The organism is Cloacibacterium sp. (assembly GCF_047601505.1).
In the GTDB taxonomy this organism is placed as follows: domain Bacteria; phylum Bacteroidota; class Bacteroidia; order Flavobacteriales; family Weeksellaceae; genus Cloacibacterium.
On sequence record NZ_JASGJD010000001.1, the window covers coordinates 591,050 to 609,724 of the forward strand.

Annotated in this window: 19 protein-coding genes; 16 read left to right on the plus strand and 3 right to left on the minus strand. The window is 30.6% G+C overall.

Annotated features, from left to right (window positions below; all coding sequences use genetic code 11):
• Positions 1–55 precede the first annotated feature (55 nt).
• The 15 genes from QM746_RS02700 (at position 56) to QM746_RS02770 (ending at position 14,463) form a co-directional block, all read left to right on the plus strand.
• Positions 56–1,225: an MFS transporter gene (locus QM746_RS02700; RefSeq protein ID WP_414982806.1), complete on the plus strand. Its 1,170-nt coding sequence runs from the start codon at positions 56–58 to the stop codon at positions 1,223–1,225.
• 7 nt (positions 1,226–1,232) lie between these two features.
• Positions 1,233–1,976, plus strand: coding sequence for an NUDIX hydrolase (locus tag QM746_RS02705; RefSeq protein ID WP_414982807.1), 744 nt, complete (start codon positions 1,233–1,235; stop codon positions 1,974–1,976).
• A gap of 343 nt (positions 1,977–2,319) precedes the next feature.
• Positions 2,320–3,972 carry a sensor histidine kinase gene (locus QM746_RS02710; protein ID WP_414982808.1) on the plus strand — a complete coding sequence of 551 codons (1,653 nt, stop codon included), beginning with the start codon at positions 2,320–2,322 and terminating at the stop codon, positions 3,970–3,972.
• Complete coding sequence (locus tag QM746_RS02715) at positions 3,969–4,616, plus strand: response regulator transcription factor (protein WP_414982809.1); 648 nt, start codon at positions 3,969–3,971, stop codon at positions 4,614–4,616. The genes QM746_RS02710 and QM746_RS02715 overlap by 4 nt, the downstream gene beginning before the upstream one ends.
• Before the next feature lie 540 nt (positions 4,617–5,156).
• On the plus strand, positions 5,157–6,386 hold the full coding sequence (locus tag QM746_RS02720; RefSeq protein ID WP_414982810.1) for a site-specific integrase: 1,230 nt from the start codon (positions 5,157–5,159) through the stop codon (positions 6,384–6,386).
• Positions 6,387–6,491: 105 nt separating this feature from the next.
• Positions 6,492–6,992: a hypothetical protein gene (locus QM746_RS02725; RefSeq protein ID WP_414982811.1), complete on the plus strand. Its 501-nt coding sequence runs from the start codon at positions 6,492–6,494 to the stop codon at positions 6,990–6,992.
• 67 nt (positions 6,993–7,059) lie between these two features.
• Positions 7,060–7,671 carry a nucleotidyl transferase AbiEii/AbiGii toxin family protein gene (locus QM746_RS02730; RefSeq protein WP_414982812.1) on the plus strand — a complete coding sequence of 204 codons (612 nt, stop codon included), beginning with the start codon at positions 7,060–7,062 and terminating at the stop codon, positions 7,669–7,671.
• Between the two features lie 292 nt (positions 7,672–7,963).
• Positions 7,964–8,242, plus strand: coding sequence for a helix-turn-helix domain-containing protein (locus QM746_RS02735; RefSeq protein ID WP_414982813.1), 279 nt, complete (start codon positions 7,964–7,966; stop codon positions 8,240–8,242).
• Positions 8,243–8,304: 62 nt separating this feature from the next.
• Positions 8,305–9,543, plus strand: coding sequence for a primase-helicase family protein (locus tag QM746_RS02740; protein WP_414982814.1), 1,239 nt, complete (start codon positions 8,305–8,307; stop codon positions 9,541–9,543).
• A gap of 222 nt (positions 9,544–9,765) precedes the next feature.
• A complete protein-coding gene (locus QM746_RS02745) occupies positions 9,766–10,677 on the plus strand; it encodes a toprim domain-containing protein (RefSeq protein WP_414982815.1) in 912 nt (303 codons plus the stop codon).
• 136 nt (positions 10,678–10,813) lie between these two features.
• Positions 10,814–11,281 (plus strand): plasmid mobilization protein, encoded by a 468-nt coding sequence (locus QM746_RS02750; protein WP_414982816.1) that lies wholly within the window; start codon positions 10,814–10,816, stop codon positions 11,279–11,281.
• A gap of 13 nt (positions 11,282–11,294) precedes the next feature.
• Positions 11,295–12,206, plus strand: coding sequence for a relaxase/mobilization nuclease domain-containing protein (locus QM746_RS02755; protein ID WP_414982817.1), 912 nt, complete (start codon positions 11,295–11,297; stop codon positions 12,204–12,206).
• A 1-nt stretch (position 12,207) separates the two neighbouring features.
• Positions 12,208–12,852: a hypothetical protein gene (locus QM746_RS02760; RefSeq protein ID WP_414982818.1), complete on the plus strand. Its 645-nt coding sequence runs from the start codon at positions 12,208–12,210 to the stop codon at positions 12,850–12,852.
• A 66-nt stretch (positions 12,853–12,918) separates the two neighbouring features.
• Positions 12,919–13,203, plus strand: coding sequence for a helix-turn-helix domain-containing protein (locus QM746_RS02765; RefSeq protein WP_058879002.1), 285 nt, complete (start codon positions 12,919–12,921; stop codon positions 13,201–13,203).
• A 12-nt stretch (positions 13,204–13,215) separates the two neighbouring features.
• Positions 13,216–14,463, plus strand: coding sequence for a type II toxin-antitoxin system HipA family toxin (locus QM746_RS02770; RefSeq protein ID WP_414982819.1), 1,248 nt, complete (start codon positions 13,216–13,218; stop codon positions 14,461–14,463).
• Between the two features lie 98 nt (positions 14,464–14,561).
• On the opposite strand, the gene QM746_RS02775 is transcribed toward QM746_RS02770, so the two are convergent.
• From QM746_RS02775 to QM746_RS02785, 3 genes are all read right to left on the minus strand, one after another.
• Positions 14,562–15,758, minus strand: coding sequence for a hypothetical protein (locus QM746_RS02775; RefSeq protein ID WP_414982820.1), 1,197 nt, complete (start codon positions 15,756–15,758; stop codon positions 14,562–14,564).
• A gap of 313 nt (positions 15,759–16,071) precedes the next feature.
• Positions 16,072–17,166: a hypothetical protein gene (locus QM746_RS02780; protein ID WP_414982821.1), complete on the minus strand. Its 1,095-nt coding sequence runs from the start codon at positions 17,164–17,166 to the stop codon at positions 16,072–16,074.
• Between the two features lies 1 nt (position 17,167).
• Positions 17,168–17,986, minus strand: a complete 819-nt coding sequence (locus QM746_RS02785) for an RNA polymerase sigma factor (protein ID WP_414982822.1) — start codon at positions 17,984–17,986, stop codon at positions 17,168–17,170.
• 373 nt (positions 17,987–18,359) lie between these two features.
• Between QM746_RS02785 and QM746_RS02790 the strand changes: the two genes are divergently transcribed.
• The gene (locus QM746_RS02790; protein WP_414982823.1) at positions 18,360–18,668 is read left to right on the plus strand and encodes a helix-turn-helix domain-containing protein; all 309 of its coding nucleotides are present in this window, start codon (positions 18,360–18,362) and stop codon (positions 18,666–18,668) included.
• The last annotated feature ends 7 nt before the right edge of the window (positions 18,669–18,675 follow it).

An 18,675-nucleotide genomic window follows, 5' to 3' on the forward strand; every position in this document is an offset into this window, starting at 1 on the left:
TAGTTTTAATTTTTTGTTAATGAAATCAAAAATCGCAAACTTAAATGTAAATCTTATGTTAAGTTTCATAGTGTTTTCTATGTTGCTTAATTCTATGAGTGTTATCATACTTCAATTATCTCAAAATCAGCAATATAGTTATACAGGGCTAGGGCTTTTAGAGTTTTTTAAAGATATTCCTATTGCTTTAGTGTCTGTATTTTTGGTAGATTTTATTAAGAAAAGAAGCTATTTTAGTTCGCTTTGTATTTCATTAATTGTGTGTGCTATATGTAGTTTTAGTGTTCCTTTTTTAAGTGAGTTTTGGTTTCTCAAAGTCTGGTTTATTTTAATAGGAATTTCATTTTCGATAGGTAAAATCTGTGTTTTTACTATTATCAAAAATATTTCAGATACCGAAAAAGAGTTTTCTAAAACAATGAGCAGAACAGAAGCCGCTTTTATGCTTGGTGTTTTTATTGTAAATATTGAATTTGCTCTTATTTTGAATAGCGATTACAAAGATTATTGGAAATTTGGTTTTTGGTTGGTAGGTATTATTTCTACTTGGACGGCTTTTTGGTTTTATAAAAATGACCAAAAAGAAGAATCTTATACAAAAAAAATAGAGCATACAGAGAAAATAGATTTTAGAGTTTTGTACGATTATAGGTCTGGTTTATTCTTTTTATTGGTCTCTTTAATCGTTTTTACCGAACAAATTTTCAACTCTTGGTTGCCAACTTTTTATAAACATACTTTGAAGGCAGATTCTTTTTTTGCGCTACAATCTTCAGCTTTTTTGGCATTATTTTGTTTTCTTGGAAGATTGTTGGCGAGTAAAGCTGTAGTGAAGTTTGCTCCCATGAAAATATTTTTTGTATGTCTAATTTCTGCGATAGTTCTTATCTCTTCGGCGTTTTTGATAGGGCAAGATTCTGATATTAAAGTTAAGATTCTAATGTTTGTTTTTCCTTTGGTAGGAATATTTACAGCACCGTTATATCCAATGCTGAACTCTAAGTTTTTGTCTAGATTTTCTGAAAGACGAGTAGGGAAGATGGTTTCCTTCATTATTTTGTTTACATCATTGGGCGGTTCTATAGGTTCTATGAGCACCGCATATATTTTTCAAAAAAAATTAGGAAATTATTACTTGTTATTTGCAACAATTCCATTAATTTTGATTCTTATTTTTTCCATTTTTTTCTCAATTAAAGAAAAAATAACAGATTATATCAAATAAAAAACTAATGAAACTCGACGATTCTAAAAACAAGATGACCCTGCAGGAGCTGATTGATACTCATAATTTTATCAATCATTTGTCTGTAGATTGTGCTATTTTTGGCTTTCATAATAATACTTTGAAGGTTCTGCTTTTGAAGTATCACGAATTAAATCTTTGGGCAATACCCGGAGGTTTTATTTTCGAAGACGAAGATTTAGATGATGCTGCTTATAGAATTTTATACGAAAGAACGCATCTTGAAGATGTTTATCTAGAGCAGTTTTATGCATTCGGGCATAAAGATAGAACGGAAGAAAAAAATCCGCACAGACAATTATTAGCAAACAGAGGAATTGACATAAGTAAAGAGCATTGGATTTACAAAAGATTTGTAACAATAGGCTATTATGCATTGATAGATTATACACTTTCTCATACTTTTCCAGATGCTTTTAATGAGACTTGTGCTTGGTTTGACGTAAATGAACTTCCGGAAATGGCTTTTGACCACAAAGAAATTATACAAAAGGGGTTAGAACATCTAAGAAAAACTATCGATTATAAATTAGTAGGAAGCAATCTTTTGCCAGAAAAATTCACCATGAAAGATTTACAAAATCTTTATGAAACAATTTTAGGAGAAAAATTCAGAAGAAATAATTTCCAAAGAAAAATGTTGAGTCTTAATATTTTAGACAGACACGAAAAACTTTTTGATGGTTCTGCCAATAAAGCTCCTTTCCTTTATTCTTTCGTGAAAAAATAGCAATTTTTTGTTATTGAGGTTATTATTTTTTGCTTTTTATTTGATTATTAAATATTCTTATCTTTGCCACAACAAATGATAAAAACACACAAATAGGTAAGTCTCTAATAATAAAGAATAAGTTACTCACTTTATATAAACAAATAACCAAAATAATAGTCTTGATTACTTTTTTCAGAGGATTGCTTTTTGGGAAAACCTTAAATAATTTTCAGTAACTATACTTTGTTGATGAGCAAATCTACTTGTTAACAACAACACGATGAAAGCAAGTTACACCTTTTTGAAATTACTAAATTTCAAATCACGAAAGAATATCCATTATTCATTAATTGTATGTATTTTGTTGATACAATTATTAATAGCTGGATTTTTTTATAATGAATTTATTGCCAAAAAAAATCTATCTTTTATTGAAAATCAATTAAAAGAAATTCATTCTTTAGAAAATCTTACAGAAAATTCTAGAAAAGAACTCTTGTCCGCTCAAGAGTTTTTGAAAAAATATGTAGCAACAGAAGATAGCAAATATCTTAAATCTTATTTTGAGTCTTTAAATAAAATTGGGGGAAATTTAGAAAACATAAGCCATTATGAAAACAAATATCCCAAACTCAAAAATATAATTGTTTCTCAGAAAAATGATTCTTTAGAAATAAAAAAACTTAAATCTTTAATAGATTCTACTTATCAATATTCGGCGAAATCTAATTTTAAAATAGACAACCGTGTTCCGAAACTCAAAAAATATAACTTGGATTATAATTTTGATAAATTTGATGTAGAAACCAAAACGTATTCGGATACTCTTAAGAAAAAAGGACTTTTTGGACGTATTGGAGATGCTATTTCGGGCAAAGAAAACGTTCGTAAAGAGAATACTGTTATCACCATAAAACAGGGAAAAACTCCCAATTCTGCCAATATAAAATCTGAATTTGACAGTATTATGAATGTGGTAAACAATCATTATTCTGGAGAAGTGAAAAAAATCCAAGTTAATGTTACCAATAATCAAAATAATCAAGGAAAATTTTATGAAATGTTCAGTAATTTATTGTTGTACAGCAATGGTTTGATGAACATTTATGGAGTTGCCATCAAAGATTCTAAAGCGGATTTGGAAAAAGAATACGAAAAACAAAATTCAAGAAATAATAGAGTAAGAATGTACTTGCTTTTTGGCTCGATGGTTCTCATGTTTATCGTTTCTATATTAATAATGATATTAACCAGAATTGCATTTATTTATGAAAGAAAATTAAGTAAAGCCAATAAACAAATTAAAGAAAATCTCAATTTTAAGAACAGAATCTTAGGAATGTTGAGCCATGAACTGAGGTCTCCGTTAAAGATTATAGGAATTTTCATTAATAAAATTAACAAAAAAACGGAGGATAAAAATATTAGAGAATATCTTAAATCTATCAGTTTCACCAATAATACTTTGCTCATTCAAGCAAATCAGATTTTAGAATACACAAAAAATCAGCAGGTAGAAAATAAATTAATTCCTGTTGAATTTAATCTAAAAAACGAAATAAAATCTATCTTAACTTCCATAGAGCCTTATATTGAAACCAGAAATAATACATTTATTGTTGAGGAAAATATTGATACAAAAATTGTCGTCAATTCGGATAATACAAAGATTAATCAACTTTTTATGAATATTTTGGGTAACGCGAATAAATTCACCGAAAATGGTGAAATAAAAGTAGTTACTAGAGCAAAATCTATCAATAAAAGCGTAGTTTCTCTTGTTACAGAAATAAGTGATACCGGAACTGGAATCTCTAAATCTGATTTAGAAAAAATATTCGAACCATATTATCAAGGTGTTTTGTCTGAAGATGTAGAAAATTTGGGTGCAGGCTTGGGTTTAAGTTTGTGCAAAGAAATTGTGGCGCTTTACTCGGGTGAAATATCTGTTTCTAGCGAAGAAAACAAAGGTACAACGGTAACTTTTTCTATTAATTTAAATTTAAAAAAATGAGTGAAATAGAAAAACAGACATTTAAAATTTTACTTGCAGACGATCATAGTCTTATAAGGCAAGGTGTTTTGTTTCTTTTGGATGATTTGGATGAGAGTTTTGAAACGTTTCAAGTTTCTAATTTGAAGCAAATTTTGGAAAAAATATCTCAAATCAAAATAGATTTAGCAATAATAGATGCGCATTTCCCTGATGGGAATAGTATTTCAATTCTAGCCGAAATAAAAAAAATATCACCAGAAACCAAGATTCTTATTTTTACAGGGATTGACGAGGATTCTAACGCTCTAAAATACATAAAAGCTGGTGCAAACGGTTTTTTAAGTAAAATGAGCGAAGAAGAAGAAATAATGAAAGCTATTTTAAAAATGCTTCATGAAGGAGAATATATTTCGGCTACTACGCAAGCTTTATTGTTGAATTCTATGAGGAACCCAAAGTTGATTAATCCATTAATGGTTTTGTCTGAAAGAGAATTGCAAATTGCAAAAATGTACGCAATTGGAAATGGCAATTTAGAAATCGCTAATCTATTAGAAATAAAGCAGAACACCGTAAGTACAATTAAAAAAAGAATCTTCGAGAAACTAGAAATAGACAATATAGTAGAGCTAATAGAACTTATAAAAGAGAATGACCAATAATCATTTTGTAGAAAAATATCTACAACCCAAACGATATATATCTAACGCATTTATAATAAAATAACAATTGTGTATTGGTATCTTTGTTCCACAAAACACAAATGATGAAAAACCGAGTATCATTATGCAGAGTCTAAAAGCTCTGCGTAGTATACCGGGAAAAGTTTCCAATAAGCATTTTATGAAAATTTCGTAAGATGCTTTTTTTGTTTAAAGAGATAAATGAAATAAATGTAAATCGAAAACGTTACTGCTGTACCATTATAAGATTATGGTTCTATAAAATAGTAAAGAATTAAGGTGTTCCCCCTTTAAAATAAAAAACGCTGAAAATCAAATGATTAACAGCGTTTTTTGTACCCCAGACGGGGCTACCATAATTTTTTTCCTATTTTTAATCTTCTTAACTCATTTATATTCAGTATATTTGGATTTGGAGGGGAACGGTTATAATTAAATTTACCTTGTTTTTTTCGCTTTTATTTTAAAAATGTTCCCCCTTTTGTTCCCCCTTTTATTAACTTAATCTAATTTGAATTTATGATAAAATATGTTTTTGAATTAAGAAAGGACAAAGTAACTCAAGATGGCTTAATGCCAATCAGAATATTGTTTAGAATAGGCAGTTCTGTAATAAAGCGTAATACTGGCTTAAATTGCAAACCAGAAGATTGGCAAAATAATAGAGTAAAAGCCAATACAAAAAAAGAAAAATATTACGGATATGATTCTATTAATGAAAAACTTTCGGAGATTGAATCTAAAATTCAAGACATTTCACTTTTTTTCAGGGCTAGTAAAATAAAACCAACGAAGGAACTTTTTCTTGAGAAATATGATTATGAAGAAAAGGTAGTTATTACTACTGAATACGAAATTTTTAAATGTTTTGAAGAATACATTGAAAAAGGAAAATTAACCAAAACACCAAATACAATAAAAGGTCAAATTACAGTAAAAAATTATTTAGAGCTCTTTTGTAAAGAAAAAAACATTTCGCTTTCTTTTGATGAAGTAAATAATGATTTTTTTGAATCATTGAGAGATTACTCCTATGAAGTAAAAAAAATGAAACAGAACTACTTTGCTAAAGTAAATAAGGTTTTAAAATCATTTCTGAATTGGGCGATAGAAAAAGGATACAACACTAATCGTGAATTTGAAAAATTCAAAGCTGCTGAACATGATATTGACATTGTTTTTTTGACTTTTGAAGAATTAATGAACTTATACAATTATCAATTTGAAAGTGATAGACTTTCTCAAGCAAGAGATTTCTATTGTATGGGTTGTTTTACAGGATTAAGATTTTCTGATTTGTCAAAACTGCACCTAGCTAATATTTCCGAGGATCATATTGTCCTTTCTATCCAGAAAACGAAAACCCAAAACCACGCAATTAAACTCAATAAATATGCAAAAGCTATTTTGGGAAAATACAAAGGGACAATCTATGAACCGTTACCTATAATTTCATCACAAAAATTTAATGAATACATAAAGGAATGTTGTGAATTGGCAGAAATCACACAATCATTTACTATTCATTGGTTTGTTGGAAATAAGAAAAAATCTTTAACACAACCAAAATGTAAATTTATTACAAGCCACACCGCTAGAAAAACATTCATAACCAATTCTCTACTTTTAGGAATGGAACCGAAAGCCATTAAGAAAATTGCAAACATCAAAAAAGATGCAGTGTTGGACAAATATATGAAAGTGACGGAAGCTTTTACGGACGAACAAATGGATAAAGCATGGAGATAATGTTATTGCATATTGCGATATGCAATAACACTAATTTGTAATTCAATTTTTTTTATTAATATTGCATATCGCAATATGCAATATATGAAAAATTCAAAACAAAATATGAAACCACAGGATATCGTTTTGTTACTAAAAATTATTAGCCTCGATAATGATTCGTGGAATCAATCTTCCGTTGCGGCAGATTTAGGAATAAGCCAAGCTGAAATAAGCGAATCGGTTGCAAGGTCAAAAAATTCAGGATTATTAGACCCAAAAGGAAAAGTAGTAATGAAATATGCTCTTGCCGAGTTTCTACAATATGGGATAAGATATGCTTTTCCTCAGAAGCCAGGAGCAATAGTCAGAGGAATTCCAACTGCTCATAGTGCTTTACCGCTCAATAATGAAATCCAAAGTAATGAAAAGTATGTTTGGGCTTATGCAAAAGGAAATACAAGAGGTCAAAGTATAGAACCACTTTATCCATCGGTTCCAGAAGCAGTATTGAAAGATGAAAAATTATATGAATTACTTGCAATCACAGATGCGATTCGTGTTGGGCGAACAAGAGAAAAAGAAATAGCCGTAGAATACCTAAAAAAATATTTAAAAATTGTATAATAAGACCATAAATATAGGAGTTGTAGCGAAAGTAGCAGAAGGTTTACAACAATATAGGGAGCAAGTAGTGTTCGTCGGTGGAGCTGTTATCAGTCTTTATACAGATGACCCAGCAGCCGACGAAATACGTCCCACGAAAGACATTGATTTTACAATTAATATCGTAAATGTAGGAGAATTTCTCAAAACAATCGAGGAATTGGGAAAATTAGGTTTTCATCCAGACCCTTATGGAACATCTATTTGCAGTTACACATACCAAAAATATCCTGTAGATATAATTCCTGCCGAAGACAACGCCTTTGGTTCAACCAATCGCTGGTATAAAATAGGTTTTGAGGACTTATGGAAAGTGAAAGCAAAAGATCAGGAAATTTACATCTTATCAGCACCTTGTTTTCTTGCAACAAAGTTTGAAGCATTCAATAGTCGGGGAAAAGATTATAGAACCAGTCACGATATTGAGGACATTATCTACATCATTGATAACAGAATCACCATTGTAGATGAAATAGCAAAGTGCGATGAGAGAATTTTAGAATTTATTAAATCTGAATTGCAAAAAATCATTGATAAAGGTCTTTTAGAAGAACTCTTGCAAACACATATACACCCATTGATTATTGATGAAAGGATTGAAATTGTAAAAGAAAAAGTCAACAGCATTATGAATGCCTGAAAATATTGACGATGGATAGTTCTTGTATTTTAATCAAAAAACAACACTCTTTATTTTTGAATCAAGTGAAAAAACGTTAAACTTTATTAAAATAGGAATATTTTAGTTAAAATTTGTTAAATCAGAAGGTTTATTGAAGAGGTTAATCTGGATTAATTTAGATTAATCTGGATTGCAAAAAAATTATTTTGGACGAATTTGGATTAAATTAGATCTTTTCGAATAATTTGTAACTGTTTGATTTTCAATAATTAAGTTAATAATATTGCATTTGAATTTAAAATACAATCAAATGTCAGTACAACTTTATTCCCACACCAAAGCAGATTTGGAAAAAGCGGTTGAAATTATTCTAAAAAAAGCAACCGACTTCACATTACCCGTTAAAAAAGCAGAAGAACAACCTGAAGATTTAATTTCTCAAATCGAAGCCACAAAATTTCTGCGCATTTCTGTTCCGACCATTATTGACTGGCGGAAAAATAAGAATCTGCCTCATTACAATTTTAATGGGCGATACTACTATTCTAAAAAGGAACTTTTGGAATACGGAAAAAACCGAAGAATGTAAGCTCTGTTCGAGCATTACAATTTCTATTGTTTAATAATTTCGTATAAAAAACTATTCTTAAAATGAGCGAAAAAACTCCCTATTTACGAGTAGGAATTTCCTATTTCAAAATCATTGAAAAACCATTAATCTCTGGTGATAAAATTTCTATATTGGTTCGTTGGAACAAAGAAACTATTGTAAGTGATTATGGAAAAACATTCGTCTCAACAATCCCAAAATACGACGGGTTTTGTTGTATTCCAGACCACTTGAACTACAGTCAGATTATTGAAGGATTTTATAATATCTACAATGAAATCCCCTATCAACCTATCGAAGAAAAAATCAGTCTTGAAGCTCTAAAAGAGAATATTCCATTTTCAATTCAGTTTATAGAACATATTTTCGGAGAACAACTAGAGCTAGGTTTGGATTATCTAAAAATCTTGCTTCAATCTCCCACTCAGGTTTTACCTATTCTTTGCTTGGTTTCAAAAGAAAGAGCAACAGGAAAATCTACATTCATTAAATGGCTAAAATCTATTTTCGGACTTAATATGACTTACATCAAAGGTGATTCCTTCAGTAGTCAATTCAATTCTGATTGGACTTCTATGCTCATCGTTGCTATTGATGAAGTATTTTTTGATAAAAAAGAAATCACAGAACGATTAAAATATCTTTCTACAACAGACAAAGACAAAATGGAAGCCAAAGGAAAAGACCGAGAAGAAGTTGAATTTTTTGGCAAATTTATCCTTTGCTCCAACAATGAAGACAATTTTATTCAAATTGACGAAGAAGAAACTAGATTCTGGATTATCAAAGTAAAATCCATAAAAAATGAGAATACTGATTTTCTTCGAAACCTTATCAAAGAAATCCCCTTTTTCTTAAGCTATCTCATTCAAAGACCTTTTCAAACTCACAAAAAAACAAGAATGTGGTTTTCGCATTCAGAAATCAGAACTAAAGCTTTACAAAGATTAGTTTGGAAAAACAATAACAAGTTAGAATCAAAAATCATTGAACTCTTGTATGAGTTTTTTGAATGCACTGATGAAAAAGAACTTCAATGTATTCCTCAGGATATTTTGAATATGCTCAACCGAATGTTTAAAAATCAATATTGGACAATCAATGATGTGAGGAAAATTCTAAAAGAAATATGGAAACTTGAACCTCAAAATAACTCTTTGGCTTATATCAAATATGACATTGATTTTTCAGGAAATTTTTATCAAAATAATAAAACTGGTCGCTATTTCACGATAAAAAGAGATTCTATTCTTCAAAAATTTGATGAAATGATGAATTAATTGATAATGAAAAGAAAATCAATAACTTACTATTCATCAAAAGCCTCATCAAATTTTAAAACCTTCATTTTTGATGAAAGACTGATGAACATAAATTTTAAAGTTTGATGAAATGATGAGACTTTGATGAAAATGTAATCTTTTAAATTACAGCAACTTAAACATCTTTCTCATCAATTCATCAAAATATTTCCAAAAAATAAACCATAATATTTTACAACTATGAACTGCAACCAATTCAACTCTATAAAGTTGGAAGAAGTCCTCGTTTCACTCGGACACCATCCAACAAAGCAAAATGAAAAAGAAGCTTGGTATCTCAATCCTTTTTCCACAGAAACCCAAGCCTCTTTTAAACTCAATAAAAGAAACAACGTCTGGTATCTCCATTCTGAAGGAATAGGCGGAAACAATATTGACTTTATGAAAAAATATTTAAACGCTTCCATAAAAGATGTCTTAGTTTGGGCAGAACAACAAAATTTCTCTTCTTTTCAACATCAAAGTAATCCTAATCCGAAGCAAGAAGCTCTAGCAAATAATTATACAATAATTGAAGTCAAAGACATTCAACATCCAGCACTATTGGAATATTTAAAAAGTAGAAAAGTAGAAAATCAAACCACATACTTAAAAGAGATACATTACCAAATCAACGATAAAAGCTATTTCGGGATAGGCTTCAAAAATGATTCTGGAGGTTACGAAATTCGGAATAAATACTCTAAGATATGCTTAGGAAAAAAAGATATTTCCACCATTAAAAATGGAGAAGAATCACTTCGCATTTTCGAAGGTTTTTTCGATTTCCTTTCCTTTAAAAATATAGAAGATGATTTGCAAAAAAAGCCTTCAGATTACATCATCCTAAACTCCGTTTCGATGATTCCAAAAATCAAAAATTTAATTCAGAATTATCAAAAAGTAGAACTGTATTTTGATAACGACAATGCTGGAAACCGAGCTGTTGAAATGCTGAAAAATGAATTGAAAAACATAGAGGATTGTCGGATTCTATACAAAAACCACAAAGACCTGAACGAGTTTTTAATGAGTTGGGAAATGAGTAAAAGAGATACAGGTAGAGAATATGAAGACCTGAATAAAATAAACACACGAAAACTCGGCAGATAGTTAGTGCAAAAAGTACCCAAAGTTTACAATAAGCGTAGCCGCTAATTGCAAAATTGGAATTTTTGATTTCTTCCTATCGTCAGAAATGTCTTGAAAAACCTTATTAAAAACAAACTAAAATTCAATTAAAAACTAAATGCACACCAATATGGAAAAAGACTTTTTAGAAGAATTTATCAAGAAAGCCTTAGAAGAAAATGAAAAAAAAGAGGATGGTGAAAAGAGAAAAAAACACTTTCAGGAAATCGGCAGAAAAGGCGGTTTAAAAAAGAAAACATCACAACAATTTTCAAAAGTTATCTCCGTAAGATTAACCGAAAAAGAGTTTGAAGAAATAGAAAAACAAGCCTCAAAATATCATTTGAAAATATCAAAATATGTAAGGATGATTCTTACTGAAAAAGAATTAAAAATCAATGAATTTAAAACCGAAGAAATCCTTCTTCAATATGGGAATCATTTTATCAGAATTAAAAATTTATTGAGACATAGAGCGTTTTCCGAATTTGAAAACAAGAAACAAATCCTCCATGAAATAGAAAATGTCACCCAACTGATTTATCAATATCTGTATGAAAAACAAAACAAGCAGAAACCCACATAACTGAAATTCAAAAATGAATAACAGCGCAACCACCAGAAGAATTACCAAAATCGCCATCGAATACAATGGCAATGACAAAGGAACAGCAGAACGAGTATATCAAAACAATCTATTAAGTCAGAACCCAGAACAACAGTTTACAGAAATGAAAACCGTTGCAGACCGTAATAAAAATATAAAAAACTGGGCATTGACAGGATATATTTCTCCTGAAAAATCTATTGGAGACCTTTTATCCAATGAAGAACTCACACAATTGGCATTAAGAGCTTTGAAGAAAATTGGAGTGAGTGATAACAACCAAATGGTTTTAGATATTCATTCCTCAACCAAACAGAGACACATCCACTTTATTGTCAATAGAGTAAATATACACGGAGAGAATACCATTAAAGCCCACAACATTGGAGAACTCTTTGGGAAAGCCGTTCGTGAAGTTTGCAAAGAAATGAACCTGAAAACCGATATTGAAATTGGCAAAGAAAAGAAAAAGCAAATGTTGAAAGCACTCACAACTTCCCTTAGAATTTCAAGAAACTTTGAAGAACTGATTAATAATATGAAAAAGCTAGGTTATCGGGTAACACTTTCACAAAATGAAAAAGTAGGAATCTCGGGAATGAGAATAGTAAAGTTCGAAGATATCAACCATCAAACCGAGAGAGAATACAAACCAGGATATAAACTCTCTGAAATCACCAATACATTAAAAATTAAAGACATCAAACAGAAACTTCAAGAAAATCAGGAAAGGACAATCATTTTCAACTCAACAGCAACAGAACAAATCAATAAAGAGGAACTGGGAAATTCGCCATCTGTGAGTAAACAGTTTGAAAATATAGCAAAAGAATTATTAAAGCCCACCTACACTTCATCACCAGAAGACGAACTATTAAAAAAGAAAAAACGAAAATTTAGATAAGATGGAAAATCAAGAAAAAAACCAAAAAGGAAACCAAGAGTACAATCAAGAGCACAATCAAAACAATGGCTTAGAACTATTAAAAAAAGTCATTGAAACCAATGAAAGAAACACCAAGCAAGGAATAAAAACAGAATTTATGTATGAAGATTTATTGAATATAAAAGGAGAAACAGAATCTACGATGAGGGGATTTAACGCTACAATTTTAAAATTATCAGAATCTTTAGAAAAAGAAGCCCAAGAAAGGAATGAATTTATAGAAAGGATACCGAAAACCCTTGAAATCATACCCTCTGAAGATTATTTGAATCTAAATAAAGCACTTGAAAAGAATTCAAAATTTATCAAAACTATCTTTTATGGGATGATTGCAGCATTATTCCTTTCAGTTATAATAACAGCAGGAAACATCTTTTTTACCAAGCAATGGTATGTGGAGAGCATTAAATCAAAAAGTGAAATCCGTCAAGAGATTTTGGATGAAATTAAAAAAGATGGTCAATCTATTTATAAAGATGAAGATTACCTTCAACTACAACATAATACTGAGCTGATGAATAAATGGATAGAGAAAAACCCGAAAGAAGCAAAGAATTTTTTGAGATTTAAAGATGGGTATGAGGCGAGTAGGGAATCAAAATAATATATTTTATGATTGTTATTTCAATCAAAACATGTATTTTTGTTCGAAATAACAATCATTATTGTAATGAAACAACAGGTAATCCTCCCAAAATTCAATCAACTATTAGGGCAAATGGGAGAAAATATTAAGCTCGCAAGAAAACGTAGAAAACTCACTGCTGTTCAGGTTTCTGAAAGAGCGGGAATTGCTCGTTCCACATTGTATTTGATTGAAAAAGGTGATGCAAGTGTTTCTTTGGGAGCTTATTTTAATGTTTTAAGAGTTCTGGGATTGCAAAACGATTTTCTGAAATTAGCTGCTGATGACGAGTTTGGCAGAAAATTGCAGGATTTAGAATTACTTAAATAAACATCTACTATTATGAAGCAAGGAAAATTTGATATTTACGTTTTCGCTGATTGGAAAGGAATGGCAGCCCCGAAATTGATGGGAATTCTTTCTGCACATTACGGAAAAGGGAAAAAAGCGTTTGGTTTTGAATACGATAAAGATTGGATAAAAACAGCATCTCAACGTTTGATTGACCCAGATATTCAGTTTTTTTCAGGTGCACAATTTCCAAACAATAAAGAAAATTTTGGAGTTTTTTTAGACAGTATGCCAGATACTTGGGGGCGCACTTTAATGAAAAGAAAAGCCGCACAACATGCAAGAGAATTTGGAGAGAAGCCACAAACTCTTTATGATATAGATTATCTTTTGGGTGTTTTTGACAAAACAAGAATGGGCGCTTTGAGGTTTAAAACGTCTTTAGATGGTTCTTTTCTTGATGACGATCATGAAAATGCTACACCGCCTTGGTCGTCTATTCGAGAGCTTCAAGCCGCTGCGAAAAATTTGGAGGATGACGAAAATATAGATGTGAAAAAATGGTTAGCGATTCTTATGGCTCCAGGATCTTCGTTGGGAGGAGCAAGACCCAAAGCCAATATTGTAGATGAAAAAGGCGATTTGTGGATTGCGAAATTTCCTTCAAAAAATGATACGATTGACAAAGGAGCTTGGGAATTTTTAGCATATCAATTAGCTTTGAAAAGTGGCATTGAAATGAACGAATGCAGAATAGAAAAAATAGCAGGAAAACACCATACTTTTTTCACTAAAAGGTTCGACAGAGAAGGCGATGATAGAATTCACTTTGCTTCGGCAATGACAATGACGGGAAACAGTGAAGAAAATTTACGATTTCACACCGCAAGTTATCTCGATATAGCTGAATTTGTAATGAATAATGGCGTAAATATTAACGAAAATCTTCATCAATTATGGCGAAGAATTGTGTTCAATATTTGTATTTCAAATACAGATGACCATCTTCGGAATCACGGTTTTATTTTAACAGAAAATGGTTGGATTTTATCGCCTGCTTATGACCTAAATCCTTCTGTTGAGAAAGATGGATTGGCTTTAAATATTGATATGGATGATAATGCTCTGAATCTCGAATTAGCAAAAAGCGTAGGTATTTATTTTCGATTAAGCGATTCTGAAATGGATGCTATTATTGCTGAAATTCAAGATGCAGTCCGCAATTGGAAAGACATTGCAACGGAAATTGGGATTACAAGAGCAGAACAGGAAATGATGAAAGGGGCTTTTTTGTATTGAATATAAATTGTACTTTAACAGCTAATGGAAATCAATAGATTAAAAGTAATACTCGCTTAAAAAGAAAAAAATCAATACATGTTGCAAAAACTAAAATTCTAATTGTCTTTTATGTATTCAATTGCTTCATCAATATTATTTTTGAAATTTTCAATTGAATAATCTATTTGAATATCTGGTTTGAGTGAACCAGAATAACCTTTCCAATTTTCCCAATATTTGGTTGAATAGCCAATAATTATTTTTGAATTTGGAAGATAAAAGCCTCTAGTTTCTCCATAATGATTTACATTTCCACTTGTTGGTTCACCAATAAGAATTGAGTTGTAATTTCTTTTCAAATCAATCGCATTCATTAAAGCGGAAGAAAATGTTTTCTTACCAATCAAAATGTATAATGAACCCTTTTTATTCAGATAGTTTGTTTTCAAATTTTCGAGAAAAGGTTTTAGAATAGCTGAATTTCCACCGCTATTATTTCTTAAATCAATTATAAGTTTTTCGGGTTTTTGAATCTCTATAGCATTGAATAATTCATTATTAAATATTTCGAAGGTTTTTCCATCTTGTTCTGCACAATCTTGATAATTGAAATACATTGTTTTGTTATTCTCAATCAGTTCATACCAATAATTATCCTTATGTTTAAATCTTAAAAGTTGAGTGTTTTTTGTCAGTGCAGAATTTTCTTTATTTGTTGCTAAAATTGGAAATTCTTGGTTGTCTAAAATAAATTTGATTTCTGAATTTGATTTGGTGATATTTAAGCCTTTTAATATGCTCGGATTATTGATGAAGTTTAAAAAATTTATTTCAAAATAAGATTTATTATCATCTTTGATTATTCTTTTGTAATCATTGATTACACTTTTAATTGTGTGAGTTTCTATTCCATTAAGTTTTTTATACATTAGCTTAGAATGAATAGAATCTGTTTTTACAACAAAAATACCTTCTTTAAAAAAATCAAAATAAATTGGAAAAATGTTTCTATATTTTGGTTCTATTCTTGTGTGTTCATCCCCAATTTTTTTAATCAATTTGTATAATTCAATTTCAAAAGTTTCATTATTCAGAGATTGCCTTTTTTTCTCAATTTCTAATATTTTTTGGTTGAATTTTCTTTCAGAGATTTTCCCAAATAGATTTTTATGTTTTTTAGGTAATTCGGTTTTTAGAAATTCTAAATCTTCAATAAATTGTTTTTCGGTTAAATTCTGTGCATTAATTTTAAAAATTGATAATAGAAATAAGAGGAGAATATATGAAATTTTAATTCGGACTATATGTAACATTTGATCTTTTATTTTTTTAATTGTCTCTTTAAAGACAATTGAAATAAGAGTTTTGTTACATAACTTTCACAAACTGTACTGCGTTTTACTTAGTTTGCTAAAGAAGCAATGTTATTTAATTTTTAAGCTTACACAGATAAAGTAATTAGGGATTTAAAATACATCTTATCCTTCTTGTCTGTTTTCCTCTTCTCTCAATCACTATTTCAGAAAAAAAGAGACCCACGCCGTTGTATATACTGCTAGAGTATTTAGTGAGCGTTCAAGACCTCACCTTACGGGTGTACAAGCACCCTCTTTATGCTGCTTGCTGCTATCCTATAATCAATTCAATACCTGCTTTTTCAGCTTTGTATTTTATTTTGGCTTGCAATTCATAATAGCTCCAATTGCGAAGTACAAATTTCTGTTCTTTGGCAATCCCAATTTTGTCCTCCTGATTTTTAAGAATAAGTGTGCCTGCTTGTTGCTCAATACAAAAATCAATAAGTTGTTTGCTGTACAAATGAAGCCGATGATTCACATACCTACTTTCAATATTTTCTCTATTATAAAGAGCCTTTTTTTTGCGTTTTGCTCCTTTTCCAGAACGGGCAGAAGCAATACCATTTTGAATCCTCTTCAGGCTAGCCTGTAAAGCAAGTCTTCGGTAGAGAAACTCCTCCTTTGTGCCAATATTGATGCGCACATTATTGGCTTTAGCTACAATAGGATGTTCCAGAGACAAAGAAGCTTCAGCAATAATTTCAGGTTTTAAAAGATGCTCCTCTTTTTCAAATTCAAATACAGCAAGCCAATAGATTTTCTTGTCTTTCAATTGGATTTGTGAGGTACAAAGTTTTATTTCATCTCTTAAAAGGCGTTCCATAATCAAACGCTTATCCGTAAAGTCTTTTCCCAAATACGTTTTTACAGGAATAGCAAATGCATTAAAACAAAATGCTTTCGTTTCCTCTTCATATCTCATTTTGCTGATGCATTTAACAGGAAGCGGAATAGGAATATCTTTTCTAAAGTTCCTCAAAGATTTTACACCTCGCCAATAGTCAGATTTTTCTTTTGAAAAAACAGATTGAATCGTATTATTCAAGCTTCCCAATATATCAGTTGGGATTTCCCCTTTGAATTTATCAAACACCATTCGTGCTGTAGTATTGGTTTTCGAGCGGTTAAACATTCCCATTTCATCTTTATTGATGTCTGCCAACTTGTATTGAATATCTTCTGTAAAATAAAAGAAATCCTTCATCATTTCCTGAACATACAAATGAGAAACAATAAAATTAGCTGCTCTATAACATCGGTTCTGATAGCGATACAGTTTTTCCCACATCGCTTTTTTCTCATCAAAAGGAACATCTAGGAGCAACTGAATTCTTCGGGTAAGAGTAATTGTAGATTTTTCCATTTCAAAGAAGTGTTTCAGAAGTTTTTTTTTTACTTTGTAGAAATTGATACGCAAATAGAAATTCCCGATGAACATCCTTTTCAGATAAATTGAGCTCTTGAGCAATCACCGAGAAAGACGATTTATGCTCAAACCTTCTTTTCAAAATCTCAAGTTGTCGACTGCTGAGTTTATTGGGTTGCTTTTCATGTTCAGAAACTTTTATTTTAGGTTGTTCAAAAGAACTTCCTTTAATAATGTCCCGAAGGTCATTGATGGCTCTGTTCACTTCATTGCTAATATCTTTTACACTACTTCCCATAGCTTCTGCAATAGGTTTGTACTGAAAGCCATATTCAAGGCAAAGTTCTATGAGGTGTTTCCTTTTCGAATCCAAAACATTTAAAACTTTCTTCACTTCATCTAAATTTTTCTGTTCAGATTCCTGAAGGAGGAGAAGTTCCTTGTCTTGAGCAGGGTCGTAACCAGCCAGATAATCCTGATAGTTCTCGTAACGTTCTAAGGAATTAATAAGGCGAGTGAATTTATTTCTTGGAGAACTGTAATAAGTGAGGCAATCTCTTTTTAAAACAAACCTTAAAAACCCCAGAATATGATTCGGTGTTTCAATAGAATCACGTTGCAACCAAAGTTTGAGAAAAACATCCTGAACAAGCGTTTCTACCACAAAATCATCCTCCACTATTTGTTTTCCTATCCAGAAAAGAAGTCTTTTGTAACGCAAATAAATATGTTCTAAAGAGTTTGGGTCGCCTTTTTTCAGCAGTTCATAGAGCTGAGCATCTTTCAGTATCCGAGGCAAAGAGTCTGTTCTTTTCATAAGCAGTATGTTTTAGCTGGAAGAAACTGCTTCGATCATGAAGATGAATTCTTTTGTACCATTCAACACACATACTCACTACATTTTGCCCAATAGAAAAGGCGTGGAACTCAACTTACCGACTGGTGGTACTGGCATACCAAGCAACGATAAGCGAGCCCACGCCGAGGTCGTGGGCACGTTTACTTATCAACTCGTTGCTTTTTGAAAAGTGCCAGTTTTCCAGTCGAGAATCTAAGCAATAGCTTCTATATTTTTTTGTACTATCGCAAAATTACATATTCACTGTAATTTTTACAAATATAAACAAAAAAAATAAATACACAACATATATGTGTTGTTGAAAAACTTTAGAAAGTCCAAAATTTACTAAATGAATAAATTGGTACTTGAGGAATTAAAAAATCAAATCGGAAAGCTTTTACAATTGCATAGATTAAGAAAGGGAATGTCACAATTGCAACTGGGAAATGAACTTAATTTATCAAGTAATCATATAGGAAGAATTGAAAGAGCAGAAACCAATCCTACACTAGAAAATATTGTTAAAATTTGTAATTTTTTTGAAATTGATGTTCTATATTTATTCTCAACTCTAAATAAAAATGAACTCAATAATATTGAAAGTGAAATTATTGATTTGAAAGAAAAATTTAAAAATCAAAATAAAAGAAAATCCTAAGAAATTG